The 25,626-nt window shown below is 61.4% G+C and carries 18 protein-coding genes and 5 tRNA genes; 12 read left to right on the plus strand and 11 right to left on the minus strand.

The genetic code is table 11. The features are described 5' to 3' along the window. The first annotated feature begins 51 nt into the window (after nt 1–51). Entirely contained in the window at nt 52–678 is a 627-nt protein-coding gene (gene rdgB / locus ABGT83_RS01930) for an RdgB/HAM1 family non-canonical purine NTP pyrophosphatase (RefSeq protein ID WP_346685668.1), read from the plus strand. 60 nt (nt 679–738) lie between these two features. After that, a tRNA-Pro gene (locus ABGT83_RS01935) sits at nt 739–815 on the plus strand. Nucleotides 816–931: 116 nt separating this feature from the next. On the opposite strand, the gene ligD is transcribed toward ABGT83_RS01935, so the two are convergent. From ligD to ABGT83_RS01955, 4 genes are all read right to left on the minus strand, one after another. Continuing rightward, nucleotides 932–3,640, minus strand: coding sequence for a non-homologous end-joining DNA ligase (gene ligD, locus ABGT83_RS01940; RefSeq protein WP_346685669.1), 2,709 nt, complete (start codon nt 3,638–3,640; stop codon nt 932–934). Nucleotides 3,641–3,970: 330 nt separating this feature from the next. Continuing rightward, nucleotides 3,971–4,044: transfer RNA gene (locus tag ABGT83_RS01945), tRNA-Gly, on the minus strand. Nucleotides 4,045–4,269: 225 nt separating this feature from the next. After that, a complete protein-coding gene (locus ABGT83_RS01950; RefSeq protein ID WP_103265247.1) occupies nt 4,270–4,515 on the minus strand; it encodes a glutaredoxin family protein in 246 nt (81 codons plus the stop codon). A gap of 283 nt (nt 4,516–4,798) precedes the next feature. Next, nucleotides 4,799–4,874 (minus strand) — tRNA-Arg (locus tag ABGT83_RS01955). Nucleotides 4,875–5,423: 549 nt separating this feature from the next. On the opposite strand from ABGT83_RS01955, the gene arcA reads away from it, so the two are divergent. The 4 genes from arcA to ABGT83_RS01975 all read left to right on the plus strand — a co-directional run bounded on the left by arcA (nt 5,424) and on the right by ABGT83_RS01975 (nt 10,620). After that, entirely contained in the window at nt 5,424–6,644 is a 1,221-nt protein-coding gene (gene arcA / locus ABGT83_RS01960; protein ID WP_103265246.1) for an arginine deiminase, read from the plus strand. A gap of 170 nt (nt 6,645–6,814) precedes the next feature. Then, nucleotides 6,815–7,810 carry an ornithine carbamoyltransferase gene (gene argF / locus ABGT83_RS01965; protein WP_103265245.1) on the plus strand — a complete coding sequence of 332 codons (996 nt, stop codon included), beginning with the start codon at nt 6,815–6,817 and terminating at the stop codon, nt 7,808–7,810. A gap of 27 nt (nt 7,811–7,837) precedes the next feature. Continuing rightward, nucleotides 7,838–8,791, plus strand: a complete 954-nt coding sequence (gene arcC, locus ABGT83_RS01970; RefSeq protein ID WP_103265244.1) for a carbamate kinase — start codon at nt 7,838–7,840, stop codon at nt 8,789–8,791. 215 nt (nt 8,792–9,006) lie between these two features. After that, complete coding sequence (locus tag ABGT83_RS01975; protein WP_103265243.1) at nt 9,007–10,620, plus strand: YfcC family protein; 1,614 nt, start codon at nt 9,007–9,009, stop codon at nt 10,618–10,620. Nucleotides 10,621–10,828: 208 nt separating this feature from the next. Here ABGT83_RS01975 and ABGT83_RS01980 read toward each other — a convergent pair whose 3' ends face one another. After that, entirely contained in the window at nt 10,829–11,263 is a 435-nt protein-coding gene (locus ABGT83_RS01980) for a GNAT family N-acetyltransferase (RefSeq protein ID WP_103265242.1), read from the minus strand. Nucleotides 11,264–11,521: 258 nt separating this feature from the next. Between ABGT83_RS01980 and argS the strand changes: the two genes are divergently transcribed. Then, the gene (gene argS / locus ABGT83_RS01985) at nt 11,522–13,249 is read left to right on the plus strand and encodes an arginine--tRNA ligase (protein WP_346685670.1); all 1,728 of its coding nucleotides are present in this window, start codon (nt 11,522–11,524) and stop codon (nt 13,247–13,249) included. Nucleotides 13,250–13,429: 180 nt separating this feature from the next. On the opposite strand, the gene ABGT83_RS01990 is transcribed toward argS, so the two are convergent. Beyond that, nucleotides 13,430–15,478 carry a Na+/H+ antiporter gene (locus tag ABGT83_RS01990; RefSeq protein ID WP_103265240.1) on the minus strand — a complete coding sequence of 683 codons (2,049 nt, stop codon included), beginning with the start codon at nt 15,476–15,478 and terminating at the stop codon, nt 13,430–13,432. Nucleotides 15,479–15,645: 167 nt separating this feature from the next. Next, a complete protein-coding gene (locus tag ABGT83_RS01995; protein ID WP_346685671.1) occupies nt 15,646–16,179 on the minus strand; it encodes a DUF1836 domain-containing protein in 534 nt (177 codons plus the stop codon). 158 nt (nt 16,180–16,337) lie between these two features. Between ABGT83_RS01995 and ABGT83_RS02000 the strand changes: the two genes are divergently transcribed. Next, nucleotides 16,338–17,192: a DegV family protein gene (locus ABGT83_RS02000; protein ID WP_346685672.1), complete on the plus strand. Its 855-nt coding sequence runs from the start codon at nt 16,338–16,340 to the stop codon at nt 17,190–17,192. Nucleotides 17,193–17,212: 20 nt separating this feature from the next. Here ABGT83_RS02000 and ABGT83_RS02005 read toward each other — a convergent pair whose 3' ends face one another. Continuing rightward, complete coding sequence (locus ABGT83_RS02005) at nt 17,213–18,706, minus strand: sensor histidine kinase (protein ID WP_346685673.1); 1,494 nt, start codon at nt 18,704–18,706, stop codon at nt 17,213–17,215. Between the two features lie 4 nt (nt 18,707–18,710). Then, the gene (locus ABGT83_RS02010) at nt 18,711–19,457 is read right to left on the minus strand and encodes a response regulator transcription factor (protein ID WP_428994599.1); all 747 of its coding nucleotides are present in this window, start codon (nt 19,455–19,457) and stop codon (nt 18,711–18,713) included. Between the two features lie 234 nt (nt 19,458–19,691). On the opposite strand from ABGT83_RS02010, the gene ABGT83_RS02015 reads away from it, so the two are divergent. Both ABGT83_RS02015 and ABGT83_RS02020 read left to right on the plus strand, forming a co-directional pair. Continuing rightward, nucleotides 19,692–20,537: an ABC transporter ATP-binding protein gene (locus tag ABGT83_RS02015; RefSeq protein WP_346685674.1), complete on the plus strand. Its 846-nt coding sequence runs from the start codon at nt 19,692–19,694 to the stop codon at nt 20,535–20,537. Continuing rightward, the gene (locus tag ABGT83_RS02020; RefSeq protein ID WP_346685675.1) at nt 20,527–22,629 is read left to right on the plus strand and encodes an ABC transporter permease; all 2,103 of its coding nucleotides are present in this window, start codon (nt 20,527–20,529) and stop codon (nt 22,627–22,629) included. Before ABGT83_RS02015 ends, ABGT83_RS02020 begins: the two co-directional genes overlap by 11 nt. 95 nt (nt 22,630–22,724) lie before the next feature. Here ABGT83_RS02020 and ABGT83_RS02025 read toward each other — a convergent pair. Both ABGT83_RS02025 and ABGT83_RS02030 read right to left on the minus strand, forming a co-directional pair. Then, nucleotides 22,725–22,800 (minus strand) — tRNA-Lys (locus ABGT83_RS02025). A gap of 88 nt (nt 22,801–22,888) precedes the next feature. Continuing rightward, nucleotides 22,889–22,965: transfer RNA gene (locus tag ABGT83_RS02030), tRNA-His, on the minus strand. A 227-nt stretch (nt 22,966–23,192) separates the two neighbouring features. Between ABGT83_RS02030 and ABGT83_RS02035 the strand changes: the two genes are divergently transcribed. Both ABGT83_RS02035 and ABGT83_RS02040 read left to right on the plus strand, forming a co-directional pair. After that, a complete protein-coding gene (locus tag ABGT83_RS02035) occupies nt 23,193–24,737 on the plus strand; it encodes an NYN domain-containing protein (protein WP_346685676.1) in 1,545 nt (514 codons plus the stop codon). 196 nt (nt 24,738–24,933) lie between these two features. Further along, entirely contained in the window at nt 24,934–25,512 is a 579-nt protein-coding gene (locus ABGT83_RS02040; protein WP_346685677.1) for a DUF4230 domain-containing protein, read from the plus strand. The last annotated feature ends 114 nt before the right edge of the window (nt 25,513–25,626 follow it).

Genomic DNA, 25,626 nt, shown 5'->3' on the forward strand with positions numbered 1-25,626 from the left:
TGGGTCGCAAGAGGCGGGAACTGGAAGAATATGCCGAAGGAAGGCGGAGGCATGAAAACGGTAGTGCTCGCAACGAACAATGCGCACAAGGCTGCGGAGATCGCAACGGCGCTTGACTTCCCCGGCTGGGAGTTCCGTACGTTGCGCGAGTTGGGACTTGAGTCTGATCCGGAGGAGCTTGCTGATTCCTTCGAAGGAAATGCTCGCATCAAAGCGCGCGCTGCGCACGAGGTATCTGGCGGACTCGCGTCACTTGCCGACGACTCCGGTCTTGAGGTGGATGCGCTCGACGGAGCTCCCGGAGTGCGCTCGGCACGGTTCGCCGGCGAGCCGTGCGATGACTTCGCGAATAATCAAAAGTTGCTGGCTGCGCTTGCCGACATGCCGGATGGAGAGCGCACAGCGCGCTTCGTGAGCACGTTGGTTTTTATCGACGAGGACGGTACCGAGACGGTCGCACGGGGAACGATCGGAGGCTGCATCGGTCGTGAAGAGCAGGGGGAAGGCGGCTTCGGATACGATCCGCTGTTCTTTCCGGACGTGTTTGGCGGCAAGCGCACGCTCGCCGAGGTGAGCCAAGGCGAGAAGAACGCGGTGTCTCATCGCGGCAATGCGCTGCGCGACCTTCGCGAGCAGCTGGAAGCCTCCCTGCATTTCCTCGGCGATTCCGAGGGGTAGCGCGAAGCCGTCATCACTTCGACAAGGCTTCTGGTATAATACCCATTGCCGTTTCGGCGTCGGGGCGTGGCGCAGTTTGGTAGCGCGCCTGCTTTGGGAGCAGGATGTCGCAGGTTCGAATCCTGTCGCCCCGACCATCATATTCCGACTACGGTTTGATCGCGCACTTCGTGTCTTCGCCGGAATGCATCCGTTTGCCCAGGCGCCGCGTTCGGAAGAACGCTTGCTTTGCAGCGCGCGAGGTTGTGCATAGCTACGATTGCTTTAATGCCTGCTCCACATCGAAGAAGCCCTTCCAAGGATCGCTGTGCGAACCGATGCGCTCAAGGGCGTCAGCCATCGTCACGGCATCGGGCGCAACGTGGTCGAGTTCGTCCCATGACAGAGGCGTTGACACGCGGGCCCCGTGGCGGGCGCGCAGTGAATATGGGGCGATGCTTGTGGCGCCTCGACCGTTGCGCTGCCAATCGATGAAGATACGGCCCTTGCGCTTCGCCTTGCGTATGTTGTTGGTATACCGGTCGGGCCAACGCTGCGCCATCACGTCGGCGATGCGCCGCGCGAAGCTATGGAACGCCTCCCATGAGGCCGAGGGTTCGAACGGAACGACCACATGGTAGCCTTTACCGCCGCTTGTCTTGAGGAACGACGTCAGCGACAGCTCGTCGAGCATCCCTTTCAAGTCGCGCACGCCTTGGCGTATCTGCTCAAGACCAAGGCCCTCGTCGGGATCAAGATCGAATACCATCATGTCGGGCTGCTCGAGCGTTTCCACACGACTGCCCCATACATGGAATTCGAGCGTGTCCATCTGCGCTTCCGTGACGATGCCTCGGACGTCGTCCACGTAGAAGTACTCCTCCGGCGTGCCATCGCTTGACGGCACGGTTACCGTTACGACGCCTGCGGCGCCCGGACCGGGATGCTTCTTGAAAAAGCATGCGGATTCAATGCCGCGCGGACAGCGTACGATGCTCAAGATGCGCCCGCTCGCATAGGGCAGCAGGGCTTCGGCGGCTTGCGCGTAATAGCGTACGACGTCGGCCTTGGTCACGTCGGGATCGGTGAACAAGAGCTTGTCCGGGCTCGTGATGCGGACGCCATCCACCACGAGTCCGTCAGTCGCGGCGGTTCCGCGGGGGCTCTTCGGACGGGGCGAGCGCTCGCCCGGCTCGGCAGCGCGTCGCTTTGAGCTTGGCGGGTCGGAGGCGCGCTCGAGCCCGTTCTTCGAGTCGCTCGATTCCGCCAAGGCATGCGCGGCTCCGGTGTTCTCGGTGGTCATGCGATGCTCCGTTCTATTTGTGCTCGATGCGTTGCGTTCGGGGGAGGCGATGCGGGAAGCGGGTTCGCTCTGCTTCGCAGCGCGTCGAGTCGTATCGTCGGTGTCGTTGCTTGCGGCACTGGGTCGAGGCGCGCCGGCGGCATCCTCGCGATGAACGTCTCGGGGTTCTTTGTCGGCGCGTAAGCCCTGGTAGCTTGGATGGCGGAGTTGGCCGTCCTCGGTCCATTCGGAAAAACGCACCTGAACCACAAGCTCAGGCTTGAGCCATGTAAGGCACTCTCCCGTTCGAGCGCGAGGCGGGTTCGAGAACGGGGGGTCGCAGCGTTCAAGGCCCTGAAACCGCTCGAGCAGCTCATGCGCATCATCTGCCGAGATGCCTGACCCCGCACGCCCTGCGTATTCAAAAACGCCGTTCTCAAAGGTGCCCAGTAGAAGAGCGCTTACGCCGGCACGGGCTTTCTCGGTGCAGGTGTAGCCTCCCACGACGAACTCCTGGCTGCGGTCGCATTTCAGCTTGATCCAATCGCCGGTGCGCCTTCCACGATAGCGAGAGTCGCTTCGTTTGCCGACGATGCCTTCTAAGCCTAGTTCGCACGCGGCGCGGAAGCTCTCTTCCCCCTGCTCTGAGACGTGCGCACTGAAGCGAACAGCCAGTGGCGCATCATGTACGAGTTCCTCGAGGAGGCGCTTACGCTCGACAAGGGGTTGATCGCGTAGATCCTCACCGTCGAGCGCGAGGAGATCGAACACGATGTAGGCGGGTCGCTTGCCTTCGGGACTTCGAAGAAAGCTCTGGAGCGCCTGGAAGTCGGACCGTCCGTCCTCGTCCGTCACCACGAGTTCTCCGTCGAGGACCATCGCACGACCATCTGACCAGCGAGAAAGCGAGGCGGCTATATCGGGAAAACGATCGGTGTAGTCAAGTCCATTGCGCGTCGTAAGGCGCGTTCGCCCGCCTTCGACGTATGCGACGATGCGATAGCCATCGTATTTTACTTCGTATAGCCAGTTGCGGCCTGTAGGGACGTCAGTTACAAGCTTGGCTAGCTGGACCGGCGTTTCCTTGAAGGGATTGCGCTCTCCATGTTCGGCTGCTTCTTGCGCAATCTCTTCCATCGTGCGTCCGGTTTCAATGCTCGTCGTGAACGGCGAAATCGCGTTTTCGGATTGAGCGAATTCGTCGCGCTCCTTGATCAGAAGCCAATTGTCGCCGCGTTCGCCGGGTTTTTGCCTAAGCTTGACCAGCACCCAAGCTCCTTTGAGCCGCTGCCCGTATAGCTTGAACTTCAGCTCTCCATTGCGGAGGCTTTCGTCGACGTCGCCGAGCGGCGTCCAAAATCCCTCGTCCCACAGCATCACGGTGCCGCCGCCGTACTCGCCTTTCGGTATGGTTCCTTCGAACGAGCGGTACTCGAGGGGATGGTTCTCAACGTGCACAGCCAACCGCTTGTCACGTGGATCGAAGGATGGCCCTTTCGGAACGGCCCAGCTCAAAAGCGCGCCGTTCCACTCGAGACGCAGATCGTAATGGTCGCGCCGTGCTACGTGGTGCTGTACGACGAACCTGAGACGGTCGGAAGGATCGACCGTCGGAGAACCCGATCCGCTTTCGATCCCCTTGGGCTCGGGTGTGCGGTCGAAGCTCCTCTTTCGGTTGTACGCTTCGAGTTGTGCGTTCATGGTCGCATCGGTCCGTCCTCCGCTTCGGGTGCTGCCGGCTCGCGTTGGCTGACGACGCGACTGTACTGCTTCGAAAGCGATGCCTGGCTTGGGATGGTGGCTTCGGCAATACGACGTCAATGTGCTTTGGTATCGCCGTTACCCAGCGGACGGGAGTTTTTCGGATCGACGTCTTTGCAGTGGGAAGCGCACGTGCGATACGGCGGCTTGTGTATTGCGGGCAACCCGCGCATAGGCCTTGATGAAGCCGGGCTGTACCTCTGTGTAGTAGGGGAGGCCGACGGGATGTGAAAAGGCCGAAGGCAAGGTGCCCTCGGCCTGGCAATCGGATGGAGCGGGTGACGGGAATCGAACCCGCGTCATGAGCTTGGAAGGCTCAGGTTCTACCATTGAACCACACCCGCGTTTTGCGCGACGCTCATTGTACCGCAAATTCGTCGCATGCGCACGAGATTCTCGTGCGCAAAAGGGCCGCAGCCTGCGCCTGCAACGGCTATGGTCCTTATCGAAGAGGGCAGTCCCGGCGAGTAAGGGTACTCGCGAGAGAACGTACTCCAATGCAGCGGGTTCCATGCACGTCTTTCTCGCGGATGATCTTGAGCGCAGCGCGCTATCGTTAAGCGTACAGGTTATTGTGGCACCTGTGTCCTGAGATATTCGACGATGTCGTCCGATTCATACAACGGTTTGCCGTTGACGACCAGACAGGGAACCTGCTTTTTGCCTCCTACGCGCACAAGGTCGTTCTGAATGCCCGGCTGCAGCGTATCGCGCGTATCCATCATGATCTTTCGATCGTCCATGAACCGAAGAACTTTCTGACAATAAGGGCAGGATTTCTTGTAGTACAACGTGTGATTTTCTAGATAGGGCATTGGCGTTGCTCCTTTCGACGCTCGTCGACGAGAGGTGAGCGCACGGCGATTGAGCTTTCTATGATAAAGGAGGGTGCCATCAAAACGGCGCATCCAAACGAACCGTTGCCAATCGGTTTACCGAAGGATTACAAGGAAGCGCTGAGAACTACGCCTTGTCTTCAAAGTGCCAAAAAAGCAATAATGTCTATTGCCATACTATTATAAATATGACATCATAAAAAGTTTAATTTTTAGAAAATAAAAAAGGCCGTCCTTGTTGAGCCGGACGACCTTCGAATTCTGGTGCGCCCAGCAGGATTCGAACCTGCAACCGACGGATTAGAAGTCCGTTGCTCTATCCATTGAGCCATGGGCGCCTTTCGGAAAGCACCGATATTATACCGTAAAACTACTGCGCGAGAACAAAGGATGCGACAAAGGGGTCGAGAGGGCCGAGTCTGTGAGGATATCAGCAAGTAACAGGGGTTATGCGACAATCGCTCGGTTTCAATTCCACAGGTAAGCAGATCGCGAACGGCCTGTTTGACCGCTATCTATAAGACGCTTGCATCGGAATTGCATCTTTTCGAATGTTTATGCATTCACATTAATAAAGACTTGGCTGCTTCGAGCTTGAAACGCGTTTCTTTTGCCGCAAAACAAGGGATTGAAGCGCATGCGAACCGCTACAGTGCTTTATCGTAAAAAAGTAAATTTGTCGAAAATATGGAGAAATGCACAAAAGAATGACTCCGTTCGCCGAAAAACCACGAGGCATTTTGACGTGTTCAGATTTGTTTCAGTTTTGTGGTTGCAATTTGACCTGAAGCATGAGATTTTGGCGATATCGGACGGACGCCTGGTGCGCAACGGGCGGTTCCGAATGGCGAAAATCTGGAAAATGCATACAGAAAAGGAGGGTTGCAATGGCTGGTGTGAACGTCAAAAGCGAAATCAAGCCTTTGAAAAAAGTTCTGCTCCACCGCCCGGGTCGAGAGCTTCTGAACCTGACGCCGAACACGCTCGAGGAGCTGCTGTTCGACGATATCCCGTTCTTGAAGGTCGCCCAGGAAGAGCACGACGCCTTCGCGCAGATTCTGCGCGACAACGGCGTTGAGGTCGTGTACCTCGAAAAGCTCATGGCCGAAGTACTCGATCAGAACCCCGAGCTGCGTGAAAAATTCCTCAAGCAGTTCATCGAAGAGGCCGGAATTCGCACCGAGCGCTACCAGAAGATCATCTACGATTACCTTAACGACAACTATCCCGACAACTACGACCTCGTCCTTAAGACGATGGAGGGCATCAACCTCACCGAACTGCACACCGACAAGTCGAACTCTCTTGTCGACCTGGTGAGCGATTCGTCGAAGATGGTGGTTGCCCCTATGCCGAACCTGTACTTCACCCGCGATCCGTTCGCGATGATCGGCAACGGCGTGTCCATAAATCGTATGTACTCCGTCACGCGCAACCGCGAGACCATCTACGGAGAGTACATCTTCACGTATCACCCCGAGTTCAAGGACGTCCCTGAGTACTACAGCCGTTACAACACGTTCCACATCGAGGGCGGCGACATCCTCAATATCAACGACAAGGTGTTGGCCATCGGCATTTCGCAGCGTACCGAGCCTGATGCGATCGACGCTATCGCGAAGAACATCTTCGAGGATTCCACCAGTCCCATCGAGACGATCCTTGCGTTCAATATCCCGAACTCCCGTGCGTTCATGCACCTCGACACGGTGTTCACTCAGATCGACGTCGACAAGTTCACGGTGCACCCGGGCATCCTTGGCCCTCTGACCGTGTTCGAGATCACTCCTGACGGCCAGGGCGGCATCCACGTCAAGGAGATCAACGACACGCTCGAGGATATCCTTGAGAAGTATGTGGGTCATCCTGTTGAGCTCATCCCCTGCGGCGGCGGCGACCGCATTGCGGCCGAGCGCGAGCAGTGGAACGACGGCTCGAACACGCTGTGCATCGCACCGGGCACCATCGTGGTGTACGAGCGCAACGACGTCACAAACGCCGTGCTCAAGGAGAAGGGCCTCAAGGTTCTCGAGATGCCCTCTGCAGAGCTCTCCCGCGGTCGTGGAGGTCCACGCTGCATGAGCATGCCCATCTGGCGCGAGGACTAGGCGCTCAGCTTTTAACTCCCGGGCGAGGCGAGACCCGCTGTCGCCCGAACGTGGGGGATCCGAACGGATCCCCCACGGAAGCGGTAATCTGCGGGCGGTTTACTTGGCGTCGCCCGCTTTGTTGGACATCGATGAAAAACTTGGCAACGTACGACGAAAGGAATTGAATCATGCCCACGAGCCTCTCCGGACGCAACTTCCTGAAGCTGCTGGATTTCACCCCCGAGGAAATCCGCTATCTTATCAGGCTGTCCAAAGAATTCAAGAACCTCAAGCTGACGGGTACCCCCCATCGTTACCTCGAAGGTAAGAACATCGTGCTCCTGTTCGAAAAAACCTCCACGCGCACCCGCTGCTCGTTCGAGGTTGCCGGCATGGATCTGGGTATGGGCGTCACCTATCTCGATCCCGGCAGCTCGCAGATGGGCAAGAAGGAGTCCATCGAGGATACCGCGCGCGTGCTCGGCCGCATGTACGACGGCATCGAGTATCGCGGCTTTGCCCAGGAGATCGTCGAGGATCTGGCCGCAAACGCCGGCGTGCCGGTGTGGAACGGCCTGACCACCGAGTTCCATCCCACACAGATGATCGCTGACATGCTCACGGTCGAGGAGAACTTCCCGCAGGGTCTCAAGGGTCTCAAGTTCGTGTTCATGGGTGACGCCGAGAACAACGTGGCGAACTCGCTCATGGTCGTGTGCGCGAAGCTGGGTCTGCACTTTGTGGCTTGCGGCCCGAAGGCGCGTATGCCGAAGGCCGAGCTCGTCGAGGAGTGCAAGAAAGTAGCGGCCGAGACCGGCGCTTCCATCACCCTGACCGAGGACGTGAAGGAGGCCTGCACGGGCGCCAACGTCATCTACACCGACATCTGGGTGTCCATGGGCGAGCCGGACGACATCTGGGCCGAGCGTATCAAGCTTCTCGAGCCCTATCGCGTGACGAAAGAGGTCATGGACATGGCTTCCGATGACGCTATCTTCATGCATTGCCTGCCCTCGTTCCATGATACCAAGACCACCATCGGCGCCGAGATCGCTGAGAAGTTTGGCGTCACCGAGATGGAGGTCGAGGATGCCGTGTTCGAGTCGACCCAGTCCAAGGTGTTCGACGAGGCCGAGAACCGCATGCACACCATCAAGGCCGTCATGTACGCCACGCTCTCCTAGTCGTAATCAGAAGAAAGGAGACGAACTATGGCATACCAGAAAGGCGAAGGCAAGTCCGTGGTCATCGCTCTTGGCGGCAACGCCTTGGGCGACACGCCGCAGGAGCAGCTGGAGCTGGTGAAGAACACGGCCGAGCACATCGTTGATATGGTGGCCGAGGGAATCAACGTCGTGGTCTCCCACGGCAACGGCCCGCAGGTCGGCATGATCAATAACGCATTCGACTACGCTTCCACGCATGACGGCAAGACGCCGGCTATGCCGTTTCCCGAGTGCGGAGCTATGAGCCAGGGCTATATCGGCTATCAGCTGTCGCAGGCCATCCTGAACGAGATGAAGCGTCGTGGTATCATGCGCTCCACGGCATGCGTCATCACGCAGACGGTGGTCTACCCGGAGGATCCGGCATTCCAGAACCCGACGAAGCCCGTAGGCGCCTTCCTTACCGAGGAAGAGGCCATGAAGCGCGCCGAGGAGACCGGCTACACCTATAAAGAGGACGCCGGCCGCGGTTGGCGTCAGGTGGTGCCTTCCCCGAAGCCGCAGCGCATCGTGGAATTCGATGCCATCAAGGATCTCATGGACGATGGCTATATTGTCGTTTCCACGGGCGGCGGCGGCGTTCCGGTCGTCGAGAAGGACGATTCCTACCACGGTGTGCCGGCGGTTATCGACAAGGATCGCTCGAGCGCCAAGCTTGCAGCCGACTTCCGTGCCGACATGCTGGTTATCCTCACGGCGGTCGAGAAGGTGTGCATCAACTTCAACACGCCGGAGCAGCAGGAGCTGAATGCTATGACGGTGGCCGAGGCCAGAAAGTACATCGACGAGGGCCAGTTCGCTCCCGGTTCGATGCTGCCGAAGGTCGAAGCCTGCATCGAGTTCGTCGAGCAGCATCCCGAAGGGCGTGCGCTCATCACCTCTCTTGAGTGTGCTGCCGACGGCTTGAAGGGCAAGACGGGTACGGTCATCACGGCGTAGGGGACGCTCGCTGTACGGCTTCCTCCTGCCGCCGCCCGCTCCGCATTCGAACGGGCGGCGGCGGATGCGCCGCACGAAGAAGGCGTCTTTCGCCTTGTGGACCTTGCACGTCTTTAGGGGTGCTCGCGGGCCGCGCGGTTATGCTTCCGGCCGGTTCGCTCGCAGGTTCTTGAACGCACCACGCAACTATCAATCCTCTGGTAAGGAGGGGTCTTATGACCGCGAAAGAAAAAAGCAGAAAGAAACGATCTATTTCTTCGTTTACCATTTTGCTGATTATCCTCGTTGTGCTTGCCGTCGTCACCGTGGTGATGTCGCTTGCAGGCGTCGAAGGAGTTGAGGGAGCGACGATCGCCAATGTGACGACCGCTCCCGTCAAGGGCTTTACCGATGCGCTTCCTGTATGTCTCTTCGTCCTCATTTTGGGCGGATTCCTGGGAATCGTGACCGAGACGGGCGCTCTTGATGCAGGCATCGCTGCGCTGGTGAAGAAGCTGAAGGGTAACGAGCTTGTGCTCATCCCCATCCTCATGTTCATCTTCTCCATCGGCGGCACCACGTATGGTATGTGCGAAGAAACCGTGCCGTTCTACCTGCTGCTCGCAGCAACCATGGTCGCTGCCGGCTTCGACAGCGTCGTCGGTGCGGCTGTTGTGCTTTTGGGCGCCGGCTGCGGTGTGCTGGGCTCGACGGTGAACCCGTTCGCTGTCGGTGCGGCTGTTGACTCGCTGTCCGGCACCGGTATCGCCATCAATCAGGGCACCATCATCATGCTCGGCGTCGTGCTGTGGCTGGTAACGCTCGTCATCTCCATTCTGTTTGTCATGCGTTACGCGAAGAAGGTCAAAGCCAACAAGGGTTCGACCATCCTCTCGCTGCAGGAGCAGGAGGTTATGAAGGAAGAGTTCGGCGAGGCTCAGCAAGAGGCTGTCGAAGCCGAGGCCAACCCGAACGAGAAACTGATGACGGCGCGTCAGAAGTGGTCGTTGATCGTGTTCGCCCTGACGTTCGTTGTCATGATTGTCAGCTTTATCCCGTGGGAAGATTTCGGCGTAGATATCTTCAACGCGGGTGCGGCTACCGAGGAAGTTACCGAGCAAGTTTCCGGCGACGATATCTCGGCTGCCTGGACCGACAATGAGGTCGGCGGAGAGCTTTCGTTCACCGGCGACGTCGAGGGTACGGTGACGACCGAGGAGCAGATTTCCGAAGGTTGGTCCGCGTTCCTGACGGGCGTTCCGCTGGGACAGTGGTACTTCGACGAGGCATCGACTTGGTTCCTGCTCATGGCTCTGGTCATCGGCGTTATCGGCGGTGTGTCTGAGAGCCGGTTTGTGAAAGCGTTCATCAATGGCGCGGCGGACATGATGAGCGTTGTGCTGATCATCGCGCTTGCCCGCTCCATCACGGTGCTCATGGGCGAGACCGGTCTGGATATGTGGATTCTCGAGAACGCGGCAGCGGCACTCTCGGGCATGTCGGCCGTTATCTTCGCTCCGTTGTCGTTCCTGCTCTATATCGTGCTGTCGTTCCTCATCCCGTCATCGTCCGGCATGGCGACCGTGTCCATGCCCATCATGGGCCCGCTGGCGAATTCGCTTGGATTCTCGCCTGACGTCATGATCATGATTTATAGCGCTGGCAACGGTCTGGTGAACCTGTTCACCCCGACAAGCGGCGCCATCATGGGCGGCTTGGCTCTTGCGAAGATCGAGTACTCCACATGGCTGAAGTTCGGTGGCGTGCTGTTCATCATCCTCGGCGTCGTGTGCGCGGTTATTCTTACGGCAGCGATGCTAATCATCCCTGGCGCAGGAGGAGCAGTGTAACCGAGCGTCTCGGACAGCGTGCTTCCCGGACAGGTTTTTGAAGGGGCATCGCAGTACACAAAGGCCCCCGCGCATTGAGTCGCGGGGGCCTTTGCATGTATCGGCCTGAGGCTGGCGGACGAGGAAGGCCGCCGAAAACGATAGGGACAAAGCGGCGGTCTTCACCGGGTCAGCCGGAGCGTTTGTCCCGAGACGTGGGTGAAGCGGGCTAGAGCGGCTTTTTCATCCAGATGTGAGGAACGTGCTCGTCCAGCTCTTCGGTGCCGTACCGCTCGTATCCGGCGCGTTCGTAAAGCCCGGTTACGTGACACTGAGAATGCAGATGCATCTCGGTCGCGCCGGCTTCGCGCGCCACACGCTCCGACTCCGCTAAGAGCGCGGCGCCGAGGCCGCTCTTGCGCGACTCGGGCAGTACGGCCAAACGGCCGAACACCCAGCGTCCCGGATCATCGGCATGTTTCGGATCGGGGAACGTTCGCGCACAACCGACGAGCCTCCCGTCGCGGTACAGCGTGAGATGAACGGTTGTAGGATCATCATCGATCTCGTCGAATTCGTTCTTGAATCCTTGCTCTATCATAAAGACGCGCGTTCGCACGAAACGCGCGTCTTCGAAACGCCCCTGCTCGAACGTTAGGCCCATAGCGTACCACCTTTCATTGCGTGACTGCATCGACCGTGTCGCGTATGCCTGCCAACTGCCTACAATACCATAGTCTCTAGGTACGCGGATCTTCAGAAGCGCGCAATGAATTGAGTCTTGCACGAGGTCATGTGTACGTTTTCTGCATAACGGCCAAAGTCGCGCCCATCGCTAGATCGATGCGGCTGCATCTTGCGAAAAGGTGGTAAAATCATTCGACATATACACTCCCGAGATCCACGAGGAAAGACGTTCACCATGCAAATTCGCGAACAACTTGAAGAAGTCTTCGACCAAGCTATTGCTGCGGCAGTCGAAGACGGATCGCTCGAGCTCGAGCAGGCTCCCGAGGCGGCGCTCGAGCGTCCGCGCGACGAGGCCAACGGCGACTGGGCGTCCACCGTGGCCATGCGCTCGGCCAAGCTCGCCAAGAAGAACCCGCGCGAGATCGCCCAGATCATCGTCGACCACCTGCCGGAGAACGATCTCGTGCAGAGCGTGGACATCGCCGGTCCCGGCTTTATCAACATTCGCCTGGCCCCGTCGGCCCTGCAGGGCGTGGCCGCCCAGGTGCGCGCCGAGAAGGGTGACTTCGGCCGCGGCACCATCCCGGAGGGCGAGCGCAAGATCAACCTCGAGTACATATCGGCGAACCCGACCGGCCCCCTGCACGTGGGTCACGGTCGCTGGGCCGCGCTCGGTGACGCCACGGCGCGCGTCATGCGCCACGCGGGCTACGACGTGTTCGAGGAGTTCTACATCAACGACGCCGGCACGCAGATGGACAACTTCGGCGAGTCGGTGGCCGTGCGCTACCAGCAGCTGCTCGGCCGCGACGTGGAGATGCCCGAGGCGTGCTACGCCGGCTCTTACGTGAAGGACATCGCGCAGACCATCATCGACGAGGACGGCGACGTGTGGCTCGACGCCGACCCGAAGGAGCGCATGGAGAACTTCCGCGAGCGCGCCTACGCCTACGAGCTGGCCGAGCAGCACCGCGTCACCGAGCGCTTCGGCACCACATTCGAGTGCTGGTTCTCCGAGCGCAGCCTGTACGTGCCCGACGAGACCGGCAAGAGCGCGGTCGACCGCAGTCTCGAGGCCATGGACGAGAAGGGCTACATCTACGTCGAGGACGGCGCCACCTGGTTCAAGTCGAGCGCGTTCGGCGACGAGAAGGACCGCGTGCTCATCAAGGCCAACGGCGAGATGACGTACTTCATGAGCGACGTGGCCTACCACTACAACAAGATGGAGCGCGGCTTCGACCACCTCATCAACATCTGGGGCGCCGACCACCACGGCTACATCGCCCGCTGTGAGGCCATGCTCGCGGCCTGGGGCTGGCCCGGCGCGCTCGAGATCATGCTCGGCCAGCTGGTGAACCTGTTCCGCGACGGCGAGGCCGTGCGCATGTCCAAGCGCACCGGCGAGATGATCACGTTCGAGGAGCTCATCGACGAGGTGGGCGTGGACGCGACCCGCTACCTCATGCTGGCGAAGTCCTCCGACCAGCCCATCGACTTCGACATCGAGGTGGCGAAGAAGAAGGACGCGTCGAACCCGGTGTACTACGTGCAGTACGCGCATGCGCGCATCTGCTCCATCCTGCGCAAGGCGGCCGAACCGGCCGACGCCGCGGCTGCCGAGGCCGGCGAGATGAGCATGGACGAGCTGGCTGCGAAGGTGATTCCCGCCGACGTGGACCTCTCGCCGCTCACGCACGAGTCTGAGCTGGCGCTCATGCGCAAGATGGACGACTTCGGTCCGCTTGTGGCCCAGGCCGCCCGCGACCGCGCCGCGTTTCGCCTGACGCACTACGCGCAGGACTTGGCAGCGCTGTTCCACTCCTTCTACACGAACTGTCACGTCATCGGCGAGGAACCGGCTGTGCGCGATGCGCGTCTCGCGCTGGTGGACGCCACCCGCATCGTGCTGGCGAAGTCGCTCGACTTGTTGGGCGTGAGCGCGCCGGCGAAGATGTAGAGGAGACTCGGCGCTTAGGAAAGTGCCGGAAAGCCTATAATCCTCTGGTTGACAGATGCCTTTCAAAGTGGCCGCTCGACTCGATGTCGAGCGGCCACTGCGCTTCTTTGCGACGGACGCTGCTGTCAGGTTGTGCCTATAATTCGCGAAGTTCGGCGCAACCGAGAAAGGTTCATCCTGTCACACGTTGTCTTCGAGATCGAGCTGCATCAGGTTTACGTTCTCGCGCATCCGCTTTGCCTCCGCGCGGCAAAGGTCTCCTTCCTCGTAGCGCGATTGGATCTGCTCGAGTTCCAGCTGCAAGCCCAACCGCTCAATCTCGATCGCCTTGTCAGCTGTCCTTGTGAATGCCGTAATGGAGGGATTCGCGCTGCGCAGCATGGAAACCGTGCGTTGGTATTCCATCACAAGCGAGCTCACGTTCTCGGCCGGCTCATCGCATTCCGGCGAGGTGAGCATGGTCTGGAGCTTCCCGATAACGTACTCGGTGCCAGCAAGTTGGAGTTGGCGGCTTTCCTGCGCGTGGTCGGTGGGGGAGAAACCTGGCAGGCCGCTGAGGATGCGATGCCAGGTTGAGCGCAGTAGGATCCGCAGGCGATGCGAGGAGTGTTGGAGCGAAAAACGTCCAGCATGGTGCTCGATGAGGTTTTCAGCATGCGAAAGTCGTCCCAGGTACTGATAGCCTACCAGGGGGCTCGTCTTTCCGCTCTCGATGAGGTCGAGTACGTATTCGCGCTCCCAGTCGATCGCTTTGAGGCGCAGCCCCGTGATGGGTTCGTCCTCTATGTCGTGATGATCTTTGATGCGGGCTATGCGCTCGTTATAGGAGTGGATGACGGTCTGGGTGGCCGCGCGGTTTTCGATAGTCTGGCGTGCGGCCAGCTCTTCGATGACCGTGCGCAGGATGTCAAGCCTCACTTGCGTTTCGTCGCAGGGCTCGTCGGCTTCTGCGGATTCGTTTCGGGAGGCGATGAGGGGAACGATGAACGTGGCGATGAGCAGCGTGACGACGATAACTCCACAAGCGAGGAAGATTATGAGGTCACGCTGGGGAAAGCGCACGACCGCGAGCGGGTCGCCGTAGGAGATGGTGTAGGGGATGGTAAGGACGACGGCGAGCGTGATGGTGCCCTTTGGCCCGCCGAGCGTCATGATCAGCCAGGAACGCAAGCTTTTGCGCCAGTTTGTGCGCTCGTCCTGCGGCAGCTTGCGGTTGCGCAAGCGATCCATCACGCAGAGCCAAACGAAACGTACGATGTAGGATATGAGCACGATGAGAAGCACGTAGCCGATAAGCACGCCGTTGTTAATGCTCACGTCGTCCCATGACTGCTGCATCACACGAGGAAGCTGGGTTCCAAGGAGCACAAATACGAATCCGTTCAAAGCGAATGACACCACGCGCCACACGCTTGACGAGACGATGTTCATGCGCGAGATGGAAGGGCTCATTGCGCGCGGAGAAACGACGTTCAGAATGCCTGCCGCTACGACTGCGATGATGCCACTCGTGCCGAGTGTGTTCGCCACAAGATAGACGATAAAGGGAACGAACAACTCGAACAGCACATGAAACGTCGTGTTCTCAAGACCCCAGGAGCGCACGCGTCGCACGAAGACATTGCCGAGCAGTCCGAGTGCGACGCCGATCAGGATGCCTCCTAAAAAACTGATCGCAAAGTTTGCCGAAGCGTTCAGAAGCGAAAAGGTGCCCGTAGTCACGGCGGCTAGGGCGAACTGGAACGAGACGATGCCCGATGCGTCGTTGAGGATGGATTCGGCCTCGAGGATGCTCTTGTCGCGCGGAGCGATGTTCGCATCTTTCGGTAGAGACGCGACAGCGATCGCATCGGTTGGCCCGATGGCTGCTCCGAGTGCGAAGGCGGCGGCGAGCGGGATCGAAGGCTCAAGCCAGTGTACGGAGAACCCTACGATCAAAGCCGTGACCATCACCAGGCCTATGGCGAGCGACAGGACGGGGCTTCGGTTCGCCCAGAGAGCCTTCTTGTCAATGTTTTTCGCTTCGTCGAAAAGCAGCGGCGCGATGAACAGCACGAGGAACAGGTCGGGATCAAGGTTGATCTGGATTTGTGACGGCGCGAATAAAGCGATCAGCAAGCCGAGCGCAATCTGGATGAGAGGAGAGGATATCTTCGGGACAAGCTGGTCGATGACGGAAGAAAGAAGGATTGCGGCAAGCATGAGCAAGGCAAGTACGAGCGCTTCCACCTAGGCGTTCCTCCTTCGCTGTCCTTCGGCCGTCCGATTGATGTATTGTACCCGACGAGAACCCCGCTGATGCTCGGGATGATTGAGAGTTTCGAAGAGGAAACAAAGACGTGTCCCCGACCGCGCTCGGAACGATATGCTGGTTGGGCGCTGCTGCTCGAGCGAGTCTAAATCGAGCGCAGCAGCGCGATGCTTGTCTTGATGTAGAGCGTGTAGGCGACAGAGGCGGTCGAGGCGAGGACGAGGTCGCGCTCGAAATCGCCCTTGGACGAGCCACCGACAAGGCCGCGGGGGCTTGTGGGGTTCGGCGAGAACAGCGCGCGCAAGGCGTCTTCCAGCGCATCGCAGAAATAGTCGTATGCCACCTGGGTGTCGAAGCTCGCGATCTGAGCATGGATAAGACGTTCTATCTCGCCGATGGAAAAGGTCTGCTTGAGCGTGCCGATGACGACGAGGTAGGCGACATGCGAGCGCGTGTAGCGCTTTGAGCTTACGGCTGGCAGGACGCCTTGCTTCACGTAGTTGTTCACCATCGAGCGCGTGAGCGCTTTCTCGTCAGGCCCGTAAAGCGGCGTAAGCGCGTCTTCGAGCAGACCGACGAGCTGATCCATGTAGAGGTCGATGTGCGGAATCTCGTGGAAGCGGGGTAGATGCAGCGAGGCAAGCTCTTGTGCTCTCGCCGATGCGCTTATGTCGTCCATGGTTGATCATCCTCCGTCCGAGCTGCTTGCGATCGCACACGATCATACCAAGAGAGGTTTTGTGCGTCAATTTCAATAAACCCTTGACAAGGTTATCAACAATTTATAAGTTGGTTTTAAATACGAGGAAACCTCGTGATCGAAAGCAAGGATAGCCCATGGACGCCAATCGCATCGCGCTTATCGTAGACTCATGCACAGATGTGCCGCCGGAGGATATCGATCGGTACGGTATGTACGTTGTTCCCCTGCAAGTGAACTATGCGAACGAGAGTTTTCTCGACAAGGTGACTATCACGCCTCAGCAAGTGTACGATCGATTCGCGGACGAGGTGCCTTCGACGTCCACGCCCACTCCCGCAGTTGCTCGGGACGTGCTCAACCAGGTGGTTGCCGACGGATACCGCGAAGCGGTGATCGTGACCATATCGAGCGGCTTATCGGCGACCTATGACCTCATGCGCTCGGAGACGGCCGGTATGGCATTGCTCACATGCGAAGTCGTGGATACGAAGAATATTGGCATGGGGGCGGGGCTCGTGGCACTCGCGCTGGCGAGGCTGCTGGCCGAGGGGGCGTCGCTTGATGATGTCCGCAGGGAGGCTGCGAGTATCGTAGAGAATACCAAGGTGTTCTTCTGCGTGGACACGTTGGAGTACCTGCATAAAGGCGGGCGCATCGGGAACGTGACGTACGCCGTGGGCAGCATGCTGGACATGCGCCCGGTCATCACCTGCAACGATCAGGGCGTGTACGTGACGGTGTCGAAGGCGAAGGGCCGCCGCCAGTCGCTCAAGAAGGCCATGGGCGCAGCCGAGAAGTTCGCCTCCCGATTCGAGCGCGTCACCATGGCTGTAGTGAACGGCGACGCGGCCGCGGAGGCCGCCGAGGTGCGCGCCGAGCTGGGCGGGCGCGTGGCGCACGCGGACGCCTGGTATGAAGGGCAGATCAGCCCCGTGCTGGTGGTGCACACCGGCCCGGGCCTTATCGGCATCGGCGTGCAGGGCGTGTAGCGGCGCGGGTACAGGCCCTGCTACGCCAGCGGCAGCGCGATCTCCACGGCGAAGCCCTCGCCGGGCGCGCCCTCCAGCGCGAGCGCGCCGCCATGGGCGCGGGCGATGCGGTCCACCAGCACGAGGCCCAGGCCGTGCTCGGAGGCGGCGCTGGAGTCGAAAGCCCCCGCGGCGCAGCCCGCCGCACTCCTTGCCGTGCGGGAGCGGGCTAGGCGGGCCTCGAGCGCCGCCAGGCCCTCGCGCGAGATGCCCGCGCCGTCGTCGGCTACGCGCATCACGGCGAACCCGCCCGATGCGCTCCCAACGCCCCCCGACGCCCTCTCCCCGCCGCGGTCCCCGCGCACCGACAGCCGGATGGACACGTTGCAGCCGCTCTCGTTGTGCACACGGGCGTTCGCCAGCGCGTTCTCGACGGCGCGCGTCAGCAGGCGCTCGTCGCCCAGCACCACGGCCTCGGCCGCGTCCGCGTCCACCTCCAGCGCCAGCGGGTGTGCCTCGTCCATCCCGTCGTTCACGTGCGCGGCCACCACGGTGCGCAGCAGCTTCGCCACGTGGATGCGCCCCAGGTCGAGCGGCTGCATGTCGTAGTCGAGCCGCGAGGCTGTGTTCAGGTCGGTCACGAGGTCGGCTATGCGCAGGCCCTGCGTGCGGATGACGGCGGCCTGTGCGCGCACCTCCTCGGGCGCCCGCCCGTCGGACGCCACGGCGTCGGCGTACCCCAGGATCATGGAGAGCGGCGTGCGGATGTCGTGCGACACGCCGCGGATCCAGTTCGCCCGCGCCGCGTCCTTCTGCTCGATGAGGGCGGAGGCTTCCGTGATTCGCTCGCCCACATCGCGCAGGTCGCCCCTGAGGCGCAGCGTGGACGGGCGGCCCTCCGACAGGCCGTCCAGCGCGTCCAAGATCGGCGCCACGGCACGCTGCGTGCGCCGGCGCGACACCAGGTACACCGTGAAGAAGATGGCCAGGTCGACGGTGAAGAGCAGCAGCACGTACAGCGGCAGGTTGCGGATGGCGGAGACGGGGTACGTCATGCCCATGTGCCAGTACGTGCCCTTCGGGAACCCCACCACCAGCAGGCCGTCGTCGCGGTTCCAGAAGAAGGCGGGGTAGTCGGCCACACTGCCGTAGTGCGCAGCCATGGCCGCGTCGGCCGGCGAGAGCGTGCGCGGCACGTCGCTGGGCGCGTCGCGCTCCCACGCTATCGCGCCCGCACCGTCCACGAGCAGTGCCCACGCCCCCTGCTCACCCAGCGCCTCGGCGCCGTCCGGCGCAAGCGACCAGGAGCCGTCCTCCTGTCGCGCGAGCGCCGCGTCCACGACGCGCACGGTGGTGGCGGGCGTGCCGTCGTTGAAGTTCCTCTCCGACTCGTTGAAGGCGATGAGCAGGTACAGGAAGAAGTCCACGACCACCACCGCGAAAGCCAGCAGCAAGAACGCCAACAACTGCTTGGTGAAGAAGCGCGGGAAGCTGGTCTTCGCCGCGCGGCCAGCGCGGCCGCGGCGCCGTCCCATGGGTTCAGCGCCCCGCCAGCTTGTAGCCCAGGCCCTTTATGGTCACAAGCGACACAGGCTTGGACGGATTGGCCTCTATCTTCTCGCGCAGGCGGCGGATGTGCGCCATGAGCGAGTTCTCGTAGCCGAACGACGTGCCCCAGCACGCCTCGCACAGCGCGTCGATGGTCACGATGCGCCCGGCGTTGCGCGCCAGCACGCTCAGTATCTCGTGCTCCTTGGCGGTGAGCAGCACCGTGCTCCCGTCGGCGCGCTCCACCTCGGCCGTGGCGAAGTTCACGCGGCATGCGTCCAGCTCCAGCAGCGGGCTCTCCTGCGCGTAGCAGCGCCTGAGCACCGCGGCGATGCGCAGCACGAGTTCCTGGGGCAGAAACGGCTTGGCGATGTAGTCGTCCGCACCCAGGGCGAGACCGCTCACGCGGTCGAAGGGCTCGTCCTTGGCCGTGAGGAACAGCGCAGGGACGGAGGCGCAGGCGGGGCGCTCGCGGATGCGCGCGAGCAGGTCGAACCCGTCCATGCCGGGCATCATGACGTCCAGTACGAACAGCTGGTAAGCGTCCTCGGGCGAGGCGGCGCGCGCGTCGATGGCCGTGAGCGCCTCCGCGCCGCTCCCCACCCGGTCCACGGCCGAGAACCCCGCGCCGTGCAGGATGGCCGCCACCATGCCGGCCAGCTCCGCCTCGTCGTCCACAAGCAAGATGCGCTTGTCGCGCACGTGCCGCTCCACCATGCCGTACCCGTCCACCGTCACGGCCGCCCCTTTCTCTTCGCTCACCATTAAAGCACAAACGCCCCGGCATGCGGCCGACCTTGCGCGATCGTAAGGTCGGCGCAAGGTCGGGTAAGGAAAATGCAAGGAGCAGGGCGGGAAGGCGTAAGGCCGCCCCTTTAAGCTTGGGAGGAGGCATAACCGAGAGCGGCCCGACCGGCGCCGGCGCTGCGGCGCGCGGCCCCGGTTGGGCCCGGAAGAGCGAGGAGAGAAACCATGTCAGCAGGAAAGCACGGCGAGCAGGCCGTCCGCCCCGACACCGTGGTGGAGGTGCGCGCCCTCGGCAAGCGTTACGGCATCGAGGGCCGCAAGCGCGACGCGAGCGTGACGCAGGCGCTCGACCGCGTGAGTTTCGCGGTGGCGCGCGGCGAGTTCACCGGCATCATGGGTCCGAGTGGGTCGGGCAAATCGACGCTGCTCAACTGCCTGGCAACCATCGACGTGCCCTCGAGCGGCAGCATCCACGTCGGCGGGCGCGACGTGACGAAGCTTGCGGGCAAGGAGCTGGCGAAGTTCCGCCGCGAGGATCTGGGGTTCATCTTCCAGGATTCGAACCTGCTCGACACGCTCACGGCGTACGAGAACATCGCGCTGGCGCTGACCATTCAGAACGTTCCCGCGCGCGAGATCGATCCGCGCGTGCAGGAGGTGGCGCGTGCGCTCGGCATCGTGGACGTGCTGCAGAAGTACCCCTATCAAATGTCCGGCGGCCAGAAGCAGCGCGTGGCCGCGGCGCGCGCCACGGTGACCCACCCGCACCTCGTGCTGGCCGACGAGCCCACGGGCGCTCTCGACTCGCGGTCGGCGCGCCAGCTGCTCGAATCGCTCGCGTACCTCAACGAGCGCGGGTCCACCATCCTCATGGTCACGCACGACTCGTTCTCGGCCAGCTACTGTAACCGCATCATCTTCATCAAGGACGGTGGCCTGTTCGGCGAGCTGCGCCGCAACGGCTCCGAACGCGCGGCGTTCTACCGAAAGATCGTGGACGTGGTGTCCAGCATGGGTGGCGCGGGCGAGGACGAGGCCGCCTCGAACGAGGTGACGCGCCATGCTTGCTAGGCTCGCGCTCGGCAACGTGCGCAAGTCCCTCGCGGACTTCGGCATCTACTTCCTCACGGTCATGCTGGGGGTGGCCGTGTTCTACGCGTTCAACTCCATGACGGCCCAGCAGGGCGTGCTCGCGTTCTCCGAGACGCAGGATAAGATGTTCGAGCTGCTGGGCATGGTCATCGGTGGCGTGTCGGTGTTCATCGCGTTCGTGCTCGTGTTTCTCGTGGTGTACGCGAACAGCTTCCTTGTCAAGCGGCGCAAGCGCGAGTTCGGGGTGTACCTCACTTTGGGCATGAGCACGGGCGACGTGGTGAAGATCGTGGCGCTCGAGTCGCTCATCGTGGGCGCCGCGTCGCTTGCGGTGGGCCTTGTCGTGGGCATCGGGCTGTCGCAGCTGCTGCTGCAGCTCACGAGCGCGCTGTTCCAGGCCGACGTGGCCGAGGCCGGCGGGTTCGCGTTCGTGTTCTCGGCCGACGCGCTTGTGAAGACCGCCATCGTGTTCGCGGCCATCTTCCTGGTCGCCGCGCTGCTGAACGCGCGCACGGTGGCGCGGGCGAAGCTCATCGACCTTTTGCATGCGCAGAGCAAGAACGAGGAGATGAGGCTGACCAGCCTGCCGCTGTCGCTCGTCCTGTTCGCGGCGTCGCTCGTGGCTATCGGCGTGTCGTACAAGCTGCTCATCGACAACGGGCTGATGGAGCCCTCGCCCGAATTCGCGGCGGCCACGCTGCTCGTGTGCCTGGGCACGGTGCTGTTCTTCTACGCGCTGTCGGGCTTTCTGCTGAAGCTCGTGCAGCTCGTCCGTCCGCTGTACTTGCGGGGGCTCAACATGTTCACGTTGCGGCAGCTGAACGCCAAGGTGAACACCACCTTCGCGTCGCTGTCGGTGGTGTGCCTCGTGCTGTTTTTGGCCATCACCAGCGTGTGCGGCGGCATCGGCATTCGCAACGCCATCGACGGCTCGCTGGACCGGAGCACCGACTACAGTGCCAGCGTGTCCACCTCGTTCGGCTCGTACAACGCCGAGGCGGGCTATCAGCCTGCCGAGCTGGGCGATTTCGGGGCCTTCGCCGAGCGGCAAGGCTACGATATGGCGGCCGGGCTGCGCGCGAGTGTGACGACGGTGGGCGCGGGCGACTTCGATGCGGTCGCGTCCGCCATGGCGCAGGTCGATCTCTTGGTCGACCCTGCCGACGCCCTCGTGTTGGACGACGTGGAGCGCGCGAGCGGTCTTGTGCTGGCCGACTACGCGGGCGCGTCCATCAACAGCGGCTACGGCGCGTACCCCGTGTACGTGGCGAAGCTGTCGCAGGTGAACGCGACGCTCGAGCTGGCGGGACGGCCGGGGCTCGAATTGGGCGCGGGGGAGTGCGCCGTTTTCAGCGACTCCGACATCACGAGCGGGTTCTACCGCGACGTGGTGGAACGCGGCACCGAGCTGTCCGTGGGAGGGCACGACCTGCGCGTGGCCCAATTCCGGGACGATTGCCTGCAGACCACGCCGTTTCCCATGAACACGGGCACGCTCGTGGTGCCCGACGAGGCCGTGTCGGCCGGCTCGATGATCCTCCAATCCATCCTCAACGTGCAGTGCGGAAGCGACGAGGACGAGGCCGCGTTCGGCGAGATGATGGACGCCGTGTCGGATACCGACAACCCCGACACCTGGCCGGTAACGCTGTCCATGACGCGCGCCGATGTCTTCGACCAGAGCATCAGCCTCTCAACCATCGTGGCGTACCTGGCCATCTACCTCGGTTTCGTGCTGGTCATCGCCTGCGCGGCCATCCTGGCCATCCAGCAGCTGTCCGACGCGTCCGACAACGCGCAGCGCTACGGGCTGCTGCGCAAGCTGGGCGCTCCCGAGCGCATGATCGACGGGGCGCTGTTCGCCCAGGTGCTCGTGTACTTCCTGTTCCCGCTGCTGCTGGCGGTGGCGCATTCCGCGTGCGCGCTCGTGGTGGTCACCGACGTCGTGGCCGTGTTCGGGCACCTCGACATCACCTCGATGGCGCTCGCCTGCGCCGGAGCGTTCCTCGCGGTGTACGGCGTGTACTTCGCCGTGACGTACTTCGGCGCCCGCAAGCTCGCACGCGGGTAGGGAAGCCTCAGGGCCTGCGATGGGATCGCAGGCCCTTAAACCGGCTCCAGAAAACAAAAAAGCCAGAGGTTCAACCCTCTGGCCTGCGGTTTCGATGGTGGACCGTGTAGGATTCGAACCTACGACCTTGGGATTAAGAGTCCCCTGCTCTACCAACTAAGCTAACGGTCCGGTGCTCGTCGCGCATGATGCGCAAAGCGATTTGCTATTTTAGTGCATGTACGAGGTTCGCGCAAGCACTGTTTTCAAAAAAGCGCGCTGGGGTGGATGATGGGACTTGAACCCACGACCTCCAGAGCCACAATCTGGCGTTCTAGCCAACTGAACTACACCCACCAAGGCGCAAGGTGGAAGTATACGGATTTTTCCGGGCGAGTGCAAGAGGATTATGGACAAATTGTATCAGCCATCTTGCAAATGACCGCCGACGTGCGGGTTTCGAGTAGTATGGGACCGTGATCGATGCCGAAACGGCATGTCGGGGCACCGCGCGAGCGCGGTTCGCCCGGCTTTTCCAGGGCGGGCGCGAGCCTTCCCGCGCATGAAACCGAGGAGCGACAAAAGTGGATACTAAGCAATCGTCTGAGAAGCGGTTCGCCCTCTTGATCGATGCCGACAACGTGTCGGCCAAGTACATAAAGCCCATCACCGACGAGCTGTCGAAGTACGGCACCGTCACCTACAAGCGCATCTACGGCGATTGGACGCTCACGCTCCACGCTAAATGGAAGGACGCGTTGCTGGAGAACTCCATCACGCCCATCCAGCAGTTCGGCTACACGCAGGGCAAGAACGCCACCGACTCGGCCATGATCATCGACGCGATGGACATCCTGTACACGCGCTCGGTAGAGGGCTTCTGCATCGTGTCGAGCGACAGCGATTTCACGCGCCTGGCCAGCCGCATCCGCGAGAGCGGCCTCACGGTCATCGGCATGGGGGAGAAGAAGACGCCCACGCCGTTCCGCAAGGCGTGCGACATCTTCACCACGCTCGAGCTGCTGCTGCCGAATGCGGGGTCGAAGCCGAACGGGCGCTCCAAAGGCGGTCGCTCGGAACAGTCCGGTGCAGGGAGCGTGCAGAATGCGGGCCCGTCGATCGAGGAGATCGAACAAGCCGTGGCGAACATCGTCACGGACAATCAGAACAACGGCAAATCCACGGGCCTCGGCGAGGTGGGCAGCCGCCTCTTGAAGCGCTATCCCGACTTCGACGTACGCAGCTACGGGACGAACCAGCTGAAGAAGCTCCTCGACGAGTTCGCCGGCATTGTTGTCATCAAGGATGGCAGCAACGTGTCTGTGGAGCTCGCCGAGGACAAGGACCAGACAAAGGACGCACGCGAGAAACGCATCGAATCGTCCGCACGCGATAAAGGCGAGCGCGATGCCGACCGGCGTTCGGAGCGCGAGCCCAGACCATTGCGGAACTCCCGAACTGTTGGGCGGGATGTGCCGAGGAGCGCACCGTTCGTACCGGATACGACGCAGACCGACGAGGACGCGCCCGATGATGCGTCGAAGGAGGATCTGCTGAAGCAAGGCGGCCAAAATGCGATCCCCGAAAGCACGGCTCCGGTTTCTCGGCCGTCGAAGGGAAGGCGCGCTCCGCGAGGCCGTTCCGCGCGCATCGAGCGAAAAGAAGAAGGAGCTCTCGAGCGCGAGCAGTCGGTGGAACCTGCTTTCGAGCAGGATACGGGATCTGAACAGCCTGAGCTTGCAGCTGAGCCTTCGACCTCGGCATCGCAGCACGGAGCGGTCGGGTCGAGCGAACAGCGCGCCGTTGACAATAGGCCGGGCCGAGCGGTTCGGAGAAAGACGGCGGCGAAGCGAGTTCCGCCTGCCGGCGAAGAAAGCGTCGCGGATCCTCAGAAGATGCTGCAGCCTGCCGTTTCCGACGGCCCTGAGAGTTTCATTCGCCAAATCGTTGACGATGCAGGTGAAGAGGGAGTGGAGCTTTCGGTGCTCGGCAAGCGGGTTCGCGGGAAGTTCCGCGCGTTCAAGCTGCGCGACCTCGGCTACACGCAGTTTCGCTCCTATGTCGGCGATTTGGATGGCATCGAACTCGACCAGCGTGGCAAAGTCTTTTTCGCTTGCGTCGCGCGCTGAAAACTTCCTGCTTGCCGGGCGGTTGAGGAACTCCGCCGAGCGTCTCGTTCGTTCAGCTGTTCGTTGATGTAGAGGGAAGGCGCAAAGCGAAAGGCCAGGTGGGATCCCTCCGAGCTGGTGTGAGCGTCGATCGGCGAAGTCGCCCCACCTTTGCCGTGCTATGCTGGCCCGGCAACCGAATCGATCGAGGAGGATCATGAAAAAGTTCGTCATGGGCATCTTTGCTGTCGCGCTTGTGGCGCTCGGCGCGTTGGGTGCGTTGGGCTTCCAGCGATTTTTCGAACCAAGCGTCGCATTGTCTTCGACGTCCATACAGGAGCAGCTTTCTAACTGCAGTGAGCTTGCTACGGCGAAGCTCGAATACCGAGGGCTTGTGCGCTACGAGGATGGCGACATCGATTTCATCAACAAGAAGCGCTTCTCGATGGTTTATGATGCCGAGGTGCGCGCCGGCGTCGATCTGTCTCAGGCGGACGTCGAAGTGAACGGACATAACGTTACCGTGACCCTGCCGGCGCCTCAGCTGTTCGGTATCGAGATCGATCCGAACTCCATCGAGTTCTACGACTCTTCGTTCGCTTTGTTCAATTGGGAGAACAAAGATGATACCGCGAAGGCCCTCGTTATCGCCCAGCAGGACGCCGAGGGCAAGGTGAGCCAGTCGAACTTGCTTTCCGAGGCACGTGGTCAGGCCCATGCGCTTGTGGAGAGCTTGCTCTCTCCGTTCGAGGAGGGCGACAACGTCTACGTCGTGAGCATCGTGGATGCTGCCTGATTCCCCGGCCTGCAAGTTGGCCGCTCCCTGCTCCCGGCTTTCCGCTGCGGCAGACTAACGGGTACGAACTTGCGGGTGGATAGCCGTTGCCGGCGCGATAGTGGCTCGTGGACG

This window comes from Enteroscipio rubneri, from assembly GCF_963929405.1.
Lineage (GTDB): Bacteria > Actinomycetota > Coriobacteriia > Coriobacteriales > Eggerthellaceae > Enteroscipio > Enteroscipio rubneri.